This is a genomic window from Candidatus Velamenicoccus archaeovorus, assembly GCF_004102945.1.
Taxonomy (GTDB): Bacteria; Omnitrophota; Gorgyraeia; order Velamenicoccales; family Velamenicoccaceae; genus Velamenicoccus; species Velamenicoccus archaeovorus.
In genome coordinates this window covers 1,156,960-1,172,814 of sequence record NZ_CP019384.1, presented here as the reverse complement: position 1 = coordinate 1,172,814, position 15,855 = coordinate 1,156,960, and the positions used below count along the sequence as shown (strand labels likewise).

The window sequence follows — 15,855 nt, the reverse complement described above, 5'->3', positions numbered from 1 at the left end:
TCAGGAGGTTGTGTTATATTTTCACCCTTATGAAAACTTACATGGCGAACAAGTCCAACATGGACGCATCCAAGAAGCAGTGGTTTTTGGTCGACGCCAAAGGCAAGGTCCTGGGGCGGCTTTCGGCAAAAGTGGCTTCGGTGATCCGCGGCAAGCATACGCCGAGGTATACTCCTAATTTTGACACCGGCGACCATGTCGTTGTTATCAATGCCAAGGCGGTCAAGGTAACAGGCAACAAGCTTAAAGAGAAGCAATATCTGAGCTTTTCAGGATATCCGGCCGGCCTTAAAAGGGCTACTTTAGAAGTCATGCTGGCGACCAAGCCGACAGAGGTCATCCGGAGCGCCGTCAGGAAGATGCTGCCGGCAGGCCCTTTGAGCCGCGACATGCTTAAGAAGCTCAGGGTTTATCCGGGTTCCGATCATCCTTATACGAAGACGAATTTCGTGAAATTAGAGGTCGAATGAGGCCACGGCTTAGGTCCTTCCTTTATATGGTATAAGGAAGACCTATCCTTTCTGGGTTAGCGAACAAAGTGAAGCTAAGCCGTCGGGCCGAATTTGACCCAGCACTAATTTTATGTAAAATTAGTGCTGGGTTTCATTCACGCAAAACAACTTATGTTCACTATCGTTCCATAAGTTGTGCGTTCATGAAAGGTCTAATATGTCCGCAGAAACATCTATTTCTACAGCAACCGGAAGACGCAAGGAAGCCATCGCCAGGGTCCGCCTGATCCAGGGCGAAGGGAAGATCGTTGTCAACAAGCGGGCCTTCGAAGATTATTTCGCCAGGGAGACGGACCGCATCATCGTCAACCAGCCGTTTGAGGCCACGAACACCAAGAATAAATACAATGTGACGGCGATTGTTGACGGCGGCGGCTTGACCGGGCAGGCCGGGGCTTTGAGGCATGGCATTTCGCGTGCGCTGGCCAGCATCGACACGGAGTTCCGTCATACGCTGCGCAAAGGGGGTTTTCTCACGCGCGATCCGCGCGCCAAGGAGCGCAAGAAATACGGGCAAAAGGGTGCCCGTAAGCGCTTCCAGTGGACAAAGAGGTAAGCGCTTTTTGACAGAGGCTTCAAGGATCCGCCGGAGAAAACCGGCGGATTTTTTTTGTGCAGAAGGCGGCACACCGGCCCCTCCGCTTGGGCCGGGTGTTTGCAGAAAGCACGACACGCCTTGCTCAAAAGGAAGAGCAAGCGTGCGCTTCGTGCGCTACCCGCGCCATTCTTCGCCAGAAAGGCGAACACTGGCCCGATTCCTTACAAGGGCCAGGTGCCGATAAGCGCGGGGTGTTGCCCCTAGGGGCCAAAAGTGTTTTTTTATCGTCGGTATCCCGGCGGATTTGTCTTGACGCGGGCGTATTTTTCGTCTAACATATTATAGATATTTTTTATTTTGCCCGGCGAGAAAATAGATGAAGATGGCCTGTTTGTGCATGAAACAGGCATCGCGCAAGCATCAAAAAAAGAGGGTATATGCTTAGAGTCGGCATTGTCGGTGCCCGGGGGTTTACGGGCGAAGAGTTGATCAAGATCCTGATGCGGCATCCGGGGGTGCGTCTGACGTATTTGTCGGCGACGCTGACGAAACCTGAGGAGATCGGTGAGATTTTTCCGGCCCTGCGGGACGTCGTCGGCCTGAAATGCGAACCGTTCAATGTCGATAAGGCAGCGGAGAAGTGCGATCTTTTGTTTCTGGCGCTGCCGCATACGGTTTCCATGGATTATGTCCCGAAGCTGTTGAAGCGGGGCAAAAAGGTCGTCGATTTAAGCGCGGATTACCGCCTCAAAAATCCGGCTGTCTACCGGCAGTGGTATCACAAGGCGCACAAGGATATCAAGCACCTCAAGGCGTTTGTGTACGGCCTGCCCGAGCTTTACCGGGAACGCATCAAGAAGACGGGGTGCGTGGCCAATCCCGGCTGTTATCCGACGGCGGCGATCCTCGGGATCGTGCCGGCCCTGGTCGCCGGTTTCGGCGACAAAGACGGCGTGATCATCGACGCCAAGTCCGGCGTGACGGGTGCCGGGAAAAAGGTGTCGCCGGAATATCTCTCTGTCCATGTGAACGAGAATTTTCGCGGATATAAGTTTAATATGCATCAGCATTCTCCGGAGATCAATCAGGAGCTTTCGCGGGCGACGCTTGCGCGGGTGGACGTGGTTTTTTGCCCGCATCTTCTGCCCGTCAACCGGGGGATCCTGGAAACGATCTATATCCGGCTCAAGAAATCCGTCCCTGCGCAACAGGTGGAGGCGGTCTACAAGAAGTTTTACAAAACTGAACCCTTCGTGCGCATGCGCGGCCTGGGCGTCCTGCCGCAATTGACGGACGTCACGTATACGAATTTTTGCGATATCGGTCTTGTCGTCGATGAGAAAAAGAAGCTTTTGATCGTTTCCAGCGCGATCGACAATCTTCTCAAGGGGGCTTCGGGCCAGGCCGTCCAGAATATGAATATCATGTATGGTTTTGATGAGAGAACGGCGTTAGCATGACATTGAAGACGGTTTCTAGCGTGCTTCCCCTTGGATTCAAGGCTTCCGGTTTGTCGGCGGGCATCAAACGGAGCGGTAAGCCCGACCTCGCCCTGTTCTTCTCGGAATCTCCTTGCGTGGCGTCTGCGATGATGACGGCCAATGCCTTTAAGGCGGCACCGCTTGTGGTGAGCGCTCAGCACCTGGCGGCATCCAAGACGCGCGCCCTGATCGCCAACAGCGGAAATGCCAACTGCATGACGGGCCGCAAGGGGCTCCGGGATGCCCGGGAGATGACGGCAAGCGTGGCCCGGCAGCTGGCCCTCAAGAAGGAAGAGGTTTTGGTGGCTTCAACGGGGATCATCGGCAAGCCGCTGGCGACGGATAAGATCAAAGCGGCCGTTCCCGGTTTAGTGTCGTCTTTAAGTGTCAAAGGATTTCCGTCTGCCGCCAAGGCCGTTATGACGACGGATACATTTGCCAAGACAGCGTCCTTGCAGGCCGTGATCGGCGGCAAAACCGTGACGGTGTGCGGTGTCTGTAAGGGCGCCGGCATGATCGCCCCGCGCATGAAGATGGCGACCATGCTTGCTTTTTGTTTTACGGATGCCCTGATCGAGAAGGCGGCCCTGAAGGACGCCCTGGCCTGCGCAGTCGACGATTCTTTTAACGCGGTCACGATCGACAATTGCATGAGCACGAATGATATGGTCGTGTTGATGGCGAACGGCCGCGCCGGCAATCGCATGATAAAAAAAGGCAGTCCCGAAGCAGTCCGGTTCAGCCGGCTCCTGCGGCAGGTCTGCATATGCCTGGCTAAGATGATCGTCGAAGACGCCGAAGGCGCGACGAAATTCATCGAGGTGCGCATTTCGGGCACGGCGACAAAGCCGCAGGCCAAAGACCTGGCTTTCGGCGTGGCCAATTCCAATCTTTTCAAATGCGCCATGTTCGGCAGCGATCCAAACTGGGGGCGCATCGCGGCGGCCCTGGGGGCGACGGACAGCCGCCTGAAACAGGAAGACCTGCGGATCAAGCTTAACGGCGTATACGTTTTCAATAACGGCAGGCCCGTGGCTGTCAAGGACCGCGGGCTTTTGAAAGGCCGCAACATCGTCGTGGATGTCGCCGTGGGCCGCGGGAAATCCGGCGCGACGGTCTATACGTCGGATTTGTCCTACGGATACGTCAGGATCAATGCGGATTATAACTAGGCACCCCTCGTCTAGGCATCGTGAATTTTCCGACGCTTCGAAAAATTCACGATAGACGTCGGGGTTGATTTTGCAAAGAATAGAAACCTTCAGAGGGGACAAAATCAAATGGATGAAGCCATCAAGAAAGCTGATGTATTAATAGAGGCGTTACCGTATATCAAGAAGTTCCGCAAGAAGACCTTTGTCATCAAGTACGGCGGCAGCATCCTGGGCGAAGAGACGATCCGCCGGGGCGTTCTGGAAGACATCGTGTTTTTGAGCTTTATGGGCATCAAGACCGTTCTCGTCCACGGCGGAGGCCCGAGCATCTCGGAGAAGATGCGCAAGCTCGGCAAGAAGAGCGAGTTTGTGGACGGGATGCGCGTGACGGACAAGGAGACCCTGCGGGTCGTCGAAGAGGAGCTGATGGAGCTCAATAAGCTCATCGTCGACGAGATCCACCAGATCGGCGGGACGGCCGTAGGCCTCAGCGGCAAGCACCACGGCCTTTTCCATGCCGAAAAGATCAAGGCCCGCGTGGACCTGGGTTTCGTCGGCATCGTCACAGGCGTTAAGACCGACCTGATCGAGAAAGACTTGAAGACGAGCGCCGTCATCGTCATCGCCCCGATGGGGGTCGATGGGCACGGCGTCGTCTATAATATCAACGCCGATGAGGCGGCGTCCAAGACGGCCTCGGCGCTGACGGCGGAAAAATTCGTATTATTGACGAATGTCCGAGGGGTCATGAGAAATCCCGAAGATCCGGAATCCCTGATTACAAGCCTGGACCTGACTGATATCAAGAGCCTCATCGAGCAGAATGTCATCCAGTCGGGCATGATCCCCAAGGTGAATGCCTGCATTGACGCCCTGGAAGGAAACGTCAATAAGACGCATATCATCGACGCGCGTATCCCGCACGCCCTGCTTCTGGAGATCTTTACGGACAAGGGCGTCGGCACGGAGATCGTAAAATAAAAGTGTCGAAGAGACAGAGTACGAGAGATGAAGATATGACGAAACAGGATGTTTTCGACGCTTATAACCATTTCATCATGCCGACCTATACGAAGATGCCTTATATCTTCGTCAAGGGCAAAGGGATGAAGCTTTATGATATCGACGGGCGGGAATATCTCGATTTTTTCCCGGGTTGGGGCGTGGGCAATGTTGGCCATTGTCATCCGGCGGTCTTGTCGGCCGTGCGGCACCAGCTGGGCAAACTGATCCATCTGCCGAACAATTATTATCATCCGGCGCAGGCCAAGCTCGCCTCCGAGATCATCCGCCACGCTTTCGACGGCAAGGTTTTCTTTTCCAATTCGGGGGCTGAGGCCAACGAGGCGGCGATCAAACTGTGCCGGGCGTACGGCGCGGCGGACGGCTCCAACCGCTACGAGATCCTGACGTTTGAGAATGCTTTCCACGGCCGGACGCTGGCGACGATCACGGCGACGGGCCAGGAGAAATACCAGAAAGGTTTTGAGCCTCTTGTGGAAGGTTTCCGGACAAACCTGCCCTTGAACGATATCGATGCCGTCCTGGCCGCCGTCACGGACAAGACCGTCGCAATCATGCTGGAGGTCGTGCAGGGGGAAGGCGGCATCAACGTCGCGGCGCCTGACTTTGTTCGCCGGTTGCGCCAGACCTGCGACGAGCGCAAGATGCTTCTGGTAGTTGACGAAGTCCAGACGGGCATCGGCCGGACGGGCAAAATGTTCGGCTATCAGCATTACGGCATCACGCCGGACATTATGACATTGGCCAAGTCGCTGGGCGGGGGATTGCCGATCGGTTGCATGGTGGCGCGGCGCGAGATCGCAGATACGCTTAAACCGGGGACGCACGCCTCGACCTTTGGCGGAAGTCCTGTCGTTTGCCGGGCAGCCTTGGGTGTTTTTCGCGCCATCCAGAAAGACAAGATGCTGCAGAATGCGACGCGAATAGGGGCATATCTTTTGGAAAAATTCGAGGAGATGAAAAAAGATTGCCCGTCCATCAAGGAGGTTCGCGGCCTGGGCCTCATGATCGGCCTGGAGCTTACCCGGCGCGGCAAGCCTGTGGTCGACCGGTGCCTCGCCAAGGGGCTTCTGATCAATTGCACGCACGATACGGTCTTGCGGCTGATGCCTGCTTTGAACGTGACGAAGAAGCAGGCGGACACGGCCTTAAAGATCCTGGGTTCCGTATTAAGGGAAGTGGTATAAACACCAGTGAATTGTTTCAGAGTCATCCCGCCGGAGGCGGAAGGATATTAAAAGAAAGACTCTTCGGCCTAAGCGCTTGTCAATTTCACTCACAAACGCCTGAGGCGTTCGTAAAATTGACTTAACGCAGGCCTCAGAGTCATCCCGCCGGAGGCGGGATGAGGAGGGTTTTGCATGAGTGCGTTTAATCCAGAAAAGATAGACCTCCGCATTCCACATAGCGGAGGGTCTAAACGGGATTTTCTCGCTGTTACGGATTTCAGCGCTGAAGAGGTGTTGGAGGTTTTTAAGAAGACAGAGGAGCTTAAGAAGGACCGCTTTCGGGAGTGTTTTAAAAACAAGGCTGTCGGGTTGATCTTTCAGAAGCCGTCGCTGCGGACGCGCGTCTCGTTCCAGGTGGGCGTATGGCAGCTGGGCGGGCAGTGCATGTCCTTGTCGCCGGCGGAGGTCAATATCGGCGTCCGTGAGTCCGTGAAAGACGCGGCGCAGACCTTGTCGCGTTATCTGGACCTTGTGGTCGCGCGCGTCTTCAAGCACAAAGATGTGGTGGATCTGGCGCGCTATGCCCATATCCCCGTCATTAACGGCTTGAGTGATCTGCATCATCCCTGTCAGGCGCTGGCGGATATTTTTACCGTCAAGGAGAAACGCGGCGCGCTCAAGGGGTTGACGCTGACGTATGTCGGGGACGGCAATAACGTGTGCCATTCCTTGTTGCAGATTACAAGTCTTATGGGGATGCATATGCGCGTGGCCGCCCCTAAAGGGTTTGCCCCGCAAAAGGATGTCCTCAATGAGGTCCAGGCGCTGGCTAAGAATGCCGGGTCTTCGATCGTCGTGACGCAGGACCCCAAAGAGGCCGCCCGCGGTACAGACGTCCTCTATACGGATGTATGGGCAAGCATGGGGCAAGAGAGGGAGGCGGCGCGCCGGGCCAGGATCTTTAAAAAATATCAGATCAATAAGGAGCTTTTGGCATTGGCCAAGAAAGATGCCTTGGTCATGCATTGCCTACCGGCGCATCGTGGCTCAGAGATCACCGATGAAGTGATGGATAGTTCGAATTCCGTCGTCTTCGATGAAGCCGAGAACCGTCTTCATGTCCAGAAGGCGATCATGATGAAACTGTTAAATAAGTAGCCAGTTAAAAATTTCTATCTGTCTCAAGTTTTAGATTTTTTACTGACTACTGACTACTAAAAAACGGGGCTGTTATGAAAAAGGTCGTACTTGCATACTCCGGAGGTTTGGATACGTCCTGCGCCATCAAATGGCTCAAGGATAAAGGGTGGGATGTCGTCGCCTATGTCGGCGATGTGGGGCAGGGGGAGGATTTTTCTCTTGTCGAGAAACGCGCGCTCAAGACAGGCGCTTCCAAGGTTTATGTCGGGGATCTTAAAGGAGAGTTTATCTCCGATTTTATCCTGCCGGCGCTGCAGGCACGCGCGGCCTATGAAGGCAAGTATCTCTTGGCCACGGCCCTGACGCGGCCCTTGATCGCCAAGCATCTGGTTGAGGTGGCCCATCGCGAAAAAGCCCAGGCCGTAGCACACGGATGCACGGGCAAAGGCAATGACCAAGTGCGTTTTGAGGTTACCTCCAGGATCCTCGATCCGAAACTGCAGATCGTCGCGCCGGTGCGGGAGTGGGAATTCAAATCGCGCGAGGAAGAGATCGATTATGCCAAGGCCAAGGGGATCCCTCTGACGGTCACGAAAAAGAAAGTGTACAGTATCGACAAGAATCTCTGGGGTATCAGTATCGAGTGCGGTGTGTTGGAAGATCCTTACGTTGAGCCGCCCAAGGATGCCTACCAGATGACGGTTGCGGCCGAGGATGCGCCGGACAAGCCGACGTATATCGAAATCGATTTTGAAAAGGGAATACCGGTGGGGATCAACGGAAAGAAATATGATTTGCAGGGTCTGATCGCCCATCTTCATGAGGTGGCCGGCAAGAACGGCGTGGGCCGCGTCGATATGGTTGAGAACCGTCTGGTGGGCATCAAGTCGCGCGAGATCTACGAGTTTCCGGCGGCCACATGCCTTTATACGGCGCATCGGGAATTGGAGGCCCTTGTCCTTGACCGCGAATTGCTGCATTTTAAGGAGAGCCTGGCGCCGAAATATGGGGAAATGGTGTATTATGGGCTCTGGTATTCGGAGTTGAAGAACGCGCTCGATGCCTTTATCAAGGAAACGCAGAAGAGGGTGACTGGGTCGGTGCGTCTCAAGCTGCACAAAGGTTCTTGCGTCGTCGTTGGCCGCAAGTCTGTGCATTCGTTGTATAAGGAAGACCTGGCGACGTATACCGAAAAGGATAAATTCGACCAGAAGCTGGCAGACGGCTTTATCCGTCTGTGGGGCTTGCCGTTTCAAATGAGGCCATAATTTACGCGAACGTAGCGAGCGTAAATTATATGGCCGAATTTGACCCGCCGATGCTTTAGTGGCGGGTGAAAACCAACAGTTTAATATCGTCCTGGTTTGTTTTTAAGCAGGGCGTTTGCAGGCCGAGCGGGCCGGTTCCTCAAAGCGGACAGCCTTGAGGAGAGCGAGGCCGAAAGCCAGGCGCAGATTTATCCGCTGGGATAAATCAAGCGTCCTTGCAAAAAACAAGCCAGGACGATAACTCAATCCCCTGGATATCAAAGGCAGACTGGGTTGGGGAGAGGAATGGGACAAGGAATCACTCCACTTCGTTTCGCTCAAGCCCGGATTTATTAAATGATGCATAAAATATAAGAATTGAAGCAGGAGAGACCAATGGCTAAGAAATTATGGGGAGGGCGGTTCGCAAAAAAGACCGATCCTTATTTCGAGCGGTTCAGCTCTTCGATCCAGACAGACTGGCGGCTGGCGGCGTGTGACCTCATCGGCTCTTTTCTGCATATCCATGTGCTCAAAGGGGCGCATCTGTTGACGGCCCAAGAGTTTTCGCGTCTCAAGAGCGGCATCTCTGTCCTCTTGAGTCAGGCCCAGAACGGGACTTTTCCTTTTGACTTCGAGAGTGAGGACATCCATACCAACATCCAGAACGCCCTTTTGAAGAAAGCCGGTCCGGCGGCGCTGAAGCTGCAGACGTGCCGTTCGCGAAACGACCAGGTGGTCTTTGCCACCAAGCTCTATTGCTTGTTTGCGGGCGAAGAGATCCAGGATCTCTTGTTTCAACTCCAAAAGAGTTTTCTGGAATCGGGGACATTGCATTCATCGCTGGTGATGCCGGGATATACGCACCTTCAGCATGCCCAGCCTGTTTATTTTAAGGATTATCTGGGGGCGTATGCGGCGATGTTTGCCCGCGATGCCGGAAGATTGGAAGATTGTCTTTTGCGGTTGGATATTTCGATGGGTTCAGGCGCTTTGGCCGGCACGCCCATTGCGTCCTCCATTTATACGCATCAGATCAAGGCGGCCCTGACGGCGCTGAAGATGCCCGGCCTGGTTCAATTGATCGCGCCGCCCAAGAATTCGATCAGTGCGGTCAGCGATCGGGATTTTGTGATCGAATTGTTGAGCGTCCTGGCCGTGATCGGCATGCATATATCGCGTCTCGCCGAAGATTTGATTCTGTGGTCGACGCGCGAGTTCGGTTTTATCGAGGCGGGGGACGAGTATTGCACGGGCAGTTCGCTCATGCCGCAGAAGAAAAACCCCGACGCCCTGGAGCTTTTGAGGGGTTCTGCCGCGTTGTTGGCGGGCGACCTTGTTTCGGTCTTGTCTTTGATGAAAGGACTGCCGTTGACGTATAACCGCGACATGCAGTGGGACAAGGAGCCGTTGTTCCATTCTCTGGAATTGGTCGAGGACGGGCTGGTCATTCTTTCAGGGCTTGTGCCGACCATTAAGGTCAAAAAAGAAGCTATTGCGCGTCAGGCGGATGACGAGTCGCTTTGCGCGACAGACTTGGCAGATTATCTGGTCCTGCAGGGCGTGCCGTTCGCCTCGGCGCATGAGATTATCGGCAAGCTGGTGCGTTATGCGGCCCAGAAAGACAAAAAGATCGCCCAGATGTCACAGAAAGAGCTTGACGTTTTTTCGAAAAAGCTCGTCCGGGCCGAGGTCGTCAAGCGTCTGCATCCGGTTTTCTGCGCTTCTGCCAAGAAATCCGTCAGAGGTCAGCATTATGCATGAATTCCGCTATGTCGGAGACGAATTTTACTGCGAAGACGTCCGCGTCGGCGATTTGGCGCGCCGTTACGGCACGCCGTTGTATGTCTACAGCCACAAGACGCTGTTGGACCATTTCCATAAGCTGAGACGGGCATTTGCGCCCGCGGCGCCGCTTATCTGTTTTTCGGTCAAATCCAACTCCAGTCTTTCGTTGATGAAGGCCTTGACGGACGACGGGGCGGGGCTCGACATCGTCTCCGGCGGCGAACTGCACCGGGCGATGAGGATCAAGGCCGACCCCCGCAAGATCGTCTATGCCAGCGTCGGCAAGACAAGAGAAGAAATTGTCGCCGCCATCCGTTACGGGATTTTGTATTTCAATGTCGAATCGATCCAGGAGCTCGGCGTGATCAGCGCGGTCGCCCAGGAGTTGCGGCGCGATACACGCGTCTGCATCCGCATCAACCCCAATATCGATCCCCATACGCACCGCTACATCACGACCGGGACCGTAGAGAGCAAGTTTGGGGTCGATCTCGAGACGGCGCGCGTCATCTTTTTGAACCGGCCCAATTTTAAAAGGGTCTCCGTGGAAGGCGTGCATGTGCACATCGGATCGCAGATCACGCAGGCCGCCCCGTTTGTGGCCGCCCTCAAGCGTGTATTAAGGTTTATCGACCATCTCAAAAAAGCGGGGATAACGGTCAGGACGCTCAATATCGGGGGTGGGCTTGGGATCATTTATAAACAGGAGGATCCCCAGACGGCCCAGGAATATGCGGAAGAGATCCTGCCGCTTTTGACATCCAGAAGGTTGCGGTTGATCCTTGAGCCGGGGCGCTTTATCGTCGGGAACGCTGGCGTCCTTCTGACCCAGGTGCTTTACGTCAAAGACAGCCCGAAAAAAAGGTTTGTGGTTGTGGATGCGGGGATGAACGATCTGGCCAGGCCGTCGCTTTACGGCGCCTACCATGAGGTCCATCCGGCTCAGGGCGCCCGGCCGGACAGCAAGACGACGTTGAAAAGATCGGATGTCGTCGGGCCGATTTGTGAGAGCGGCGATTTTTTGGCCCTCAATCGCATGATGCCTTTGTTCGATGCAGGCGAGCTGCTTGTGGTCATGGGTGCCGGGGCTTACGGGTTCTCCATGGCCTCCAACTATAACTCCAGGCGCCGGCCGGCGGAGGTTTTGGTGAAAGGCAGGACGGTCCGCGTGATCCGCCAGAGGGAAAGCTATGCGGATCTCCTGCGGCACGAAAAGGTCGTTGAGCTATGAGAAGTATTCCTTTTGTCAAATTACAGGGATCGGGAAATGATTTCATCCTTTTGGAGCCGAACTCCAGGTCCAGGATCCCGATGTCCAAGCCGTTTATCGAAAAGATATGCGACCGGAGGTTCGGCGTTGGCGCGGACGGCGTCCTTTTGATGGAGGCATCTCAAAAAGCCGACGTGCGCATGCGGATCTTCAATGCCGATGGTTCCGAGGCCGAGATGTGCGGCAACGGCGCCCGTTGTCTGGCCCTGTATTTTTTTCATTCGTCGGGCCGCAAGGCGTTTTCTATCGAGACGGGGGCCGGATTGCTTGCCGCCAGTATCACGGAGGACGGCATCAAGATCAGGATGACAGATCCGAAGGATATCCGCCTGGACCTTTGCGTCAAGGCCGCCGGCAAAGAATACAATGTCGACTTTGTCGATACCGGCGTTCCTCATGCGGTCATCGAAGTGTCTGATGTGGCCAAGGTGCCGGTGACGCGTCTCGGGCGGCTCCTGCGTTCCCACGATATTTTTTCTCCGGCGGGCACGAATGTCGATTTTATCCAGCGGCAGGCGGATGGAAGCGTCAATATCCGTACATATGAACGGGGCGTGGAGGACGAGACACTGGCCTGCGGGACCGGTTCTGTGGCCGCCGCGGTCATCTCGGTCATCAACCATGAGGGATGCGGGACGAAACCTCACATGAAGCATCGCGTCTGCGTCAAGACGAAGAGCGGCGATGTTTTGTGCGTTTATTTTACGATGTCGAAAAAGAAAATCTTTGATGTCTGGCTTGAGGGTCAGGCCAGGGTTGTGTTTAGAGGAAAATACCTGTCAGGGTAGATAGCGGCAAGCGAAAGAAAGCAAAATACAAGACAACGTTTATTCTTTTGTTTTAGCTGACGACTCATTAAGAGGGGGTAACATGTTCAGGGGTTCAGTTGTAGCATTGGTGACGCCTTTTGCCAAAGACGGCTCCGTTGATGAAAGGGTCTTAAGAGACCTGGTCGCCTTTCATATCAAAAACGGATCGGACGGGATCGTCCCATGCGGGACGACGGGGGAGTCTGCGACGCTGGATTACGATGAGCACGAGAAGGTGATTGAGGTTTGTATCCAGGCGGCCAAAGGCAGGATCCCCGTCATCGCGGGCACAGGATCGAATTCAACTCAGGAAGCCGTCATGATGAGCCGCAAGGCCGAGAGGGCCGGCGCCGACGGTCTCTTGCTTGTTTCTCCGTATTACAACAAACCGACACAAAAAGGGCTGTATCTGCATTTCAGGGAGATCGCCGGGAGTGTCAAGATTCCGATCATGCTTTATAACATTGCTTCCCGGACGGCCGTCAATATCGAGCCTGAGACCATTGCGCGGCTGGCTGCGGACTGCAAGAATATCGTTGCCGTCAAAGAGGCCAGCGGTTCGCTGGATCAGATGTCGCGGGTCATCGCCCTGTGCGGGGAAAAGTTCACCGTGACATCGGGAGATGATTCGCTGACCCTGCCGCTCATGGCGATCGGCGGGGCCGGGATCGTTTCCGTCGTCGCCAATATCGTCCCGAAGGACGTCAAGGAGATGGTGACGGCCTTCGCTTCAGGCGATAGCGCAAAAGCGCAGCGCCTGCATTACCGGCTTGCGCCTTTAGTGAAGGCGATGTTTATCGAAACAAACCCGATCCCGGTCAAAACGGCGATGGGGCTTTTAGGCATGTGCGAGCCGTCTTTGCGGCTGCCGATGTGCGAGATGGCGCCGGAGAACCTGGCCCGGCTCGAGAAAGCACTGAAGGATTATGGATTGTTGTAGAGCAAGAGTCACCATGTCGCCCGTTAAATTTCCAAATAACCAATCACCCATGACCAATCAAAAAACAAATTACCAAGGAACAAATTGGATATTTGAGAATTGGGATTTCATTGGTAATTGGAAATTGGACATTGGTGATTTTCTTGCGTCCTGGTGTCTTGGTGACGGAAGGGCGGCCGGTCGTTAAAATGATTAAACTAGGCGTGGCAGGGGCCATGGGGAAGATGGGGCAGCGGATCCTTGAGCTGGCCGGAAACGATCCTGAGATGCGGATATCTCTGGCCTTGGAGAGGTTGACGCATCCGGAGATCGGCACCAAGATTGCCGGCGTCGAGGTCGTCTCCGATAAGGAGCTGATCCGCGACATCGACGGCCTGATCGATTTTTCTTCGGTGGAAGGGACGCTGGACCATTTGCGCCATTGCATGAAATTCAAAAAACCCATCGTCATCGGGACCACGGGTTTTTCCGAAGAGCAGAAAAAGGAGATTGCCGAGGCTTCTAGGACGATCGGGGTGGTCTTTTCTCCAAACATGTCGATCGGCGTCAATCTTCTTTTTGAATTGACCAGAGGGGCTGCGCGGACTTTGCCGCCGGATTATCGCGTGTCCATGACCGAGGCGCATCATGTTCACAAGAAGGACGCGCCGTCCGGGACGGCCAAGTTTTTGGCCGACATCGTCAAAGAGGAGCGCCGTCTTGACGAGGTCCAGATCCGGTCCATCCGGGAAGGGGAGATTGTCGGCGATCACCAGATCGTCTTTGAGAGCCCATGGGACACGATCACGATCTCCCATCACGCCAAGACGCGGGACATCTTTGCCAGGGGCGCTTTGGCGGCCTTGAGATTTGTCGTTAAGAAAAAACATGGTTTATATACCATGGCGGATGTTTTAGCGCAAAGGAGTTAGCTTTTTATGGATATCGTTGTCTCGAAGAAATTGGAGAGCCTGCCGCCTTATCTTTTTGCCGAGATCGACGCCGCAAAAAGGAAGGCGAAAGCTGAAGGACGCAACATCATCGATTTGGGCGTCGGAGACCCGGATATCCCGACCCCGTCTTTTGTCATTGAAAAACTTTATGAGGCCGCGCGCGACCCCAGGAACCATCGCTATGCGTTGGACCAGGGGATGCCTGAATTGAGAGAGGCGATCGCAGACTGGTACCGGCAGAGGTTTGGCGTGACGCTGGATCCTGCGACGGAGGTTTTGCCTCTTATCGGTTCCAAAGAGGGCATCGCCCACTTACCCATTGCGTTCCTCAACAAGGGCGATGTGACACTGGTGCCGGACCCGGGGTATCCGCCTTACCGCAATGCCACGATCCTTGCGGACGGCAAGCCTTATGCCATGCCCTTGAGGCAGTCGAACGGTTTTTTACCTGATCTGGATGCCGTTTCGCCCGCTGTTGCCGACAAGGCCAGGTTGATGTTTCTGAATTATCCGAACAACCCGACAGGCGCTGTCGCCGACAGCGCCTTCTTCGAGAAGGTCGTGGCTTTTGCGCAGGCGCATCAGGTGGTCATCTGCCATGACGCGGCGTATTCGGAGGTCGCTTTCGACGGTTTCAGGGCCGTCAGCTTTCTCGAGACGCCGGGCGCCAAAGAAGTGGGCGTCGAATTTCACTCCCTTTCCAAGACGTACAACATGACCGGTTGGCGGCTGGGCTGGGTCTGCGGTCATGCGGGGGTGGTGGCGGCTTTGGCGAGAGTGAAATCCAATATCGACTCCGGCATTTTCCAGGCCATCCAGGTGGCGGGCCTTGCGGCGCTGCGGGAGGGTTCGTCTGTGGTCGAGCAGAACAACAAGATTTACGGGGAGCGGTGCCAGGTCTTTGTGGACGGCTTGAACAGCCTCGGCTGGAAGGCGCAAAAGCCCAAAGCCAGTTTTTACGTATGGGTCAAGCTTCCCAAAAAAGCCAAGTCTTCCGTTGAGTTCGCCCGGATCCTCTTGGAGAGGGCCAATATTGTGGCCACGCCGGGCGTGGGGTTCGGCAAGTACGGGGAAGGGTATGTGCGGTTTGCCATGACGCTGGACAAGGCCAGGCTGCAGGAAGCCGTCGAGCGGATGAAGGTGTATCTCGTTGACCAGTTCTGATCGGGCTCCGATGATCTGTTATATCGGCTTGGGTTCTAATCTCGGCGACAGGCTCGAGAATATCCGCCGCGCCGTTGATCTTTTAAAGGCATCCCCGGGAGTCGGTATCCTGCGTCTTTCGGCCGTTTATGAGACAGCGCCGTGGGATACGGACACAAAGCAGCCGGATTATCTGAATCTGGTTGCCGAGGTGGAAACGACGATTGACCCGCTTGGTCTCTTGGGGCTTCTCGGCGAAATCGAGCGGGCGTTGGGGCGTAAAAGGCTGGAGCCGAAGGGGCCGAGGACCATTGATCTCGACATTCTTTATTGCGGCTCGCAGATCGTCAAGAGGGCAGGCCTGACGATACCGCATCCGGGGGCTCGCGCGCGTTTTTTTGTGCTTAAACCCCTGGCAGACTTGGTCCCGGATTTTGTCGATCCGCAGACCCAAAAGACGGTGGCCCGGATGCTCGGCGGGATCGGCGATCAGGGTCGATGGAGGAAGTTCTGTGAAAAGATTGTATAGAGTGGCGGAGAATAAGAAGATCGCCGGAGTCTGCGCCGGTCTCGGCGAGTATTTCAACGTCGATCCGACGTTGATCAGGATCATCTTTTTGGTCGGTATTTTTTTATGGGGCTTCACCATCGTCCTTTATTTCATATGTTGGTTCGCGATGCCGACGAAAGAAGAAATCAAGGATTGACA

At 55.0% G+C, this 15,855-nt stretch carries 16 protein-coding genes; all 16 read left to right on the top strand.

Annotated elements, in window-relative coordinates:
- The first annotated feature begins 41 nt into the window (after positions 1-41).
- Entirely contained in the window at positions 42-470 is a 429-nt protein-coding gene (gene rplM / locus BU251_RS05265; RefSeq protein WP_320416940.1) for a 50S ribosomal protein L13, read from the top strand.
- Positions 471-669: 199 nt separating this feature from the next.
- The gene (rpsI, locus tag BU251_RS05260) at positions 670-1,068 is read left to right on the top strand and encodes a 30S ribosomal protein S9 (RefSeq protein ID WP_128699916.1); all 399 of its coding nucleotides are present in this window, start codon (positions 670-672) and stop codon (positions 1,066-1,068) included.
- Positions 1,069-1,487: 419 nt separating this feature from the next.
- On the top strand, positions 1,488-2,510 hold the full coding sequence (gene argC / locus BU251_RS05255) for an N-acetyl-gamma-glutamyl-phosphate reductase (RefSeq protein WP_128699914.1): 1,023 nt from the start codon (positions 1,488-1,490) through the stop codon (positions 2,508-2,510).
- Entirely contained in the window at positions 2,507-3,703 is a 1,197-nt protein-coding gene (gene argJ / locus BU251_RS05250; RefSeq protein ID WP_128699912.1) for a bifunctional glutamate N-acetyltransferase/amino-acid acetyltransferase ArgJ, read from the top strand. Before argC ends, argJ begins: the two co-directional genes overlap by 4 nt.
- A gap of 108 nt (positions 3,704-3,811) precedes the next feature.
- Positions 3,812-4,666 carry an acetylglutamate kinase gene (gene argB / locus BU251_RS05245; protein ID WP_128699911.1) on the top strand — a complete coding sequence of 285 codons (855 nt, stop codon included), beginning with the start codon at positions 3,812-3,814 and terminating at the stop codon, positions 4,664-4,666.
- 35 nt (positions 4,667-4,701) lie between these two features.
- Positions 4,702-5,895, top strand: a complete 1,194-nt coding sequence (locus BU251_RS05240) for an aspartate aminotransferase family protein (RefSeq protein WP_128699909.1) — start codon at positions 4,702-4,704, stop codon at positions 5,893-5,895.
- 174 nt (positions 5,896-6,069) lie between these two features.
- Complete coding sequence (argF, locus tag BU251_RS05235; protein WP_128699907.1) at positions 6,070-7,035, top strand: ornithine carbamoyltransferase; 966 nt, start codon at positions 6,070-6,072, stop codon at positions 7,033-7,035.
- A gap of 74 nt (positions 7,036-7,109) precedes the next feature.
- The gene (locus BU251_RS05230) at positions 7,110-8,285 is read left to right on the top strand and encodes an argininosuccinate synthase (protein ID WP_128699905.1); all 1,176 of its coding nucleotides are present in this window, start codon (positions 7,110-7,112) and stop codon (positions 8,283-8,285) included.
- Positions 8,286-8,660: 375 nt separating this feature from the next.
- Entirely contained in the window at positions 8,661-10,028 is a 1,368-nt protein-coding gene (gene argH / locus BU251_RS05225; protein WP_128699903.1) for an argininosuccinate lyase, read from the top strand.
- Complete coding sequence (gene lysA, locus BU251_RS05220) at positions 10,021-11,283, top strand: diaminopimelate decarboxylase (RefSeq protein ID WP_128699901.1); 1,263 nt, start codon at positions 10,021-10,023, stop codon at positions 11,281-11,283. Before argH ends, lysA begins: the two co-directional genes overlap by 8 nt.
- Complete coding sequence (gene dapF / locus BU251_RS05215) at positions 11,280-12,110, top strand: diaminopimelate epimerase (protein ID WP_128699899.1); 831 nt, start codon at positions 11,280-11,282, stop codon at positions 12,108-12,110. The genes lysA and dapF overlap by 4 nt, the downstream gene beginning before the upstream one ends.
- An 82-nt stretch (positions 12,111-12,192) precedes the next feature.
- Positions 12,193-13,071: a 4-hydroxy-tetrahydrodipicolinate synthase gene (dapA, locus tag BU251_RS05210; protein ID WP_128699898.1), complete on the top strand. Its 879-nt coding sequence runs from the start codon at positions 12,193-12,195 to the stop codon at positions 13,069-13,071.
- A gap of 188 nt (positions 13,072-13,259) precedes the next feature.
- A complete protein-coding gene (dapB, locus tag BU251_RS05205; protein WP_128699896.1) occupies positions 13,260-13,982 on the top strand; it encodes a 4-hydroxy-tetrahydrodipicolinate reductase in 723 nt (240 codons plus the stop codon).
- A gap of 6 nt (positions 13,983-13,988) precedes the next feature.
- Entirely contained in the window at positions 13,989-15,167 is a 1,179-nt protein-coding gene (locus tag BU251_RS05200; protein WP_164908878.1) for an LL-diaminopimelate aminotransferase, read from the top strand.
- Between the two features lie 10 nt (positions 15,168-15,177).
- Positions 15,178-15,675, top strand: a complete 498-nt coding sequence (gene folK, locus BU251_RS05195; protein WP_128699894.1) for a 2-amino-4-hydroxy-6-hydroxymethyldihydropteridine diphosphokinase — start codon at positions 15,178-15,180, stop codon at positions 15,673-15,675.
- Entirely contained in the window at positions 15,659-15,853 is a 195-nt protein-coding gene (locus tag BU251_RS05190) for a PspC domain-containing protein (protein ID WP_128699892.1), read from the top strand. Before folK ends, BU251_RS05190 begins: the two co-directional genes overlap by 17 nt.
- The last annotated feature ends 2 nt before the right edge of the window (positions 15,854-15,855 follow it).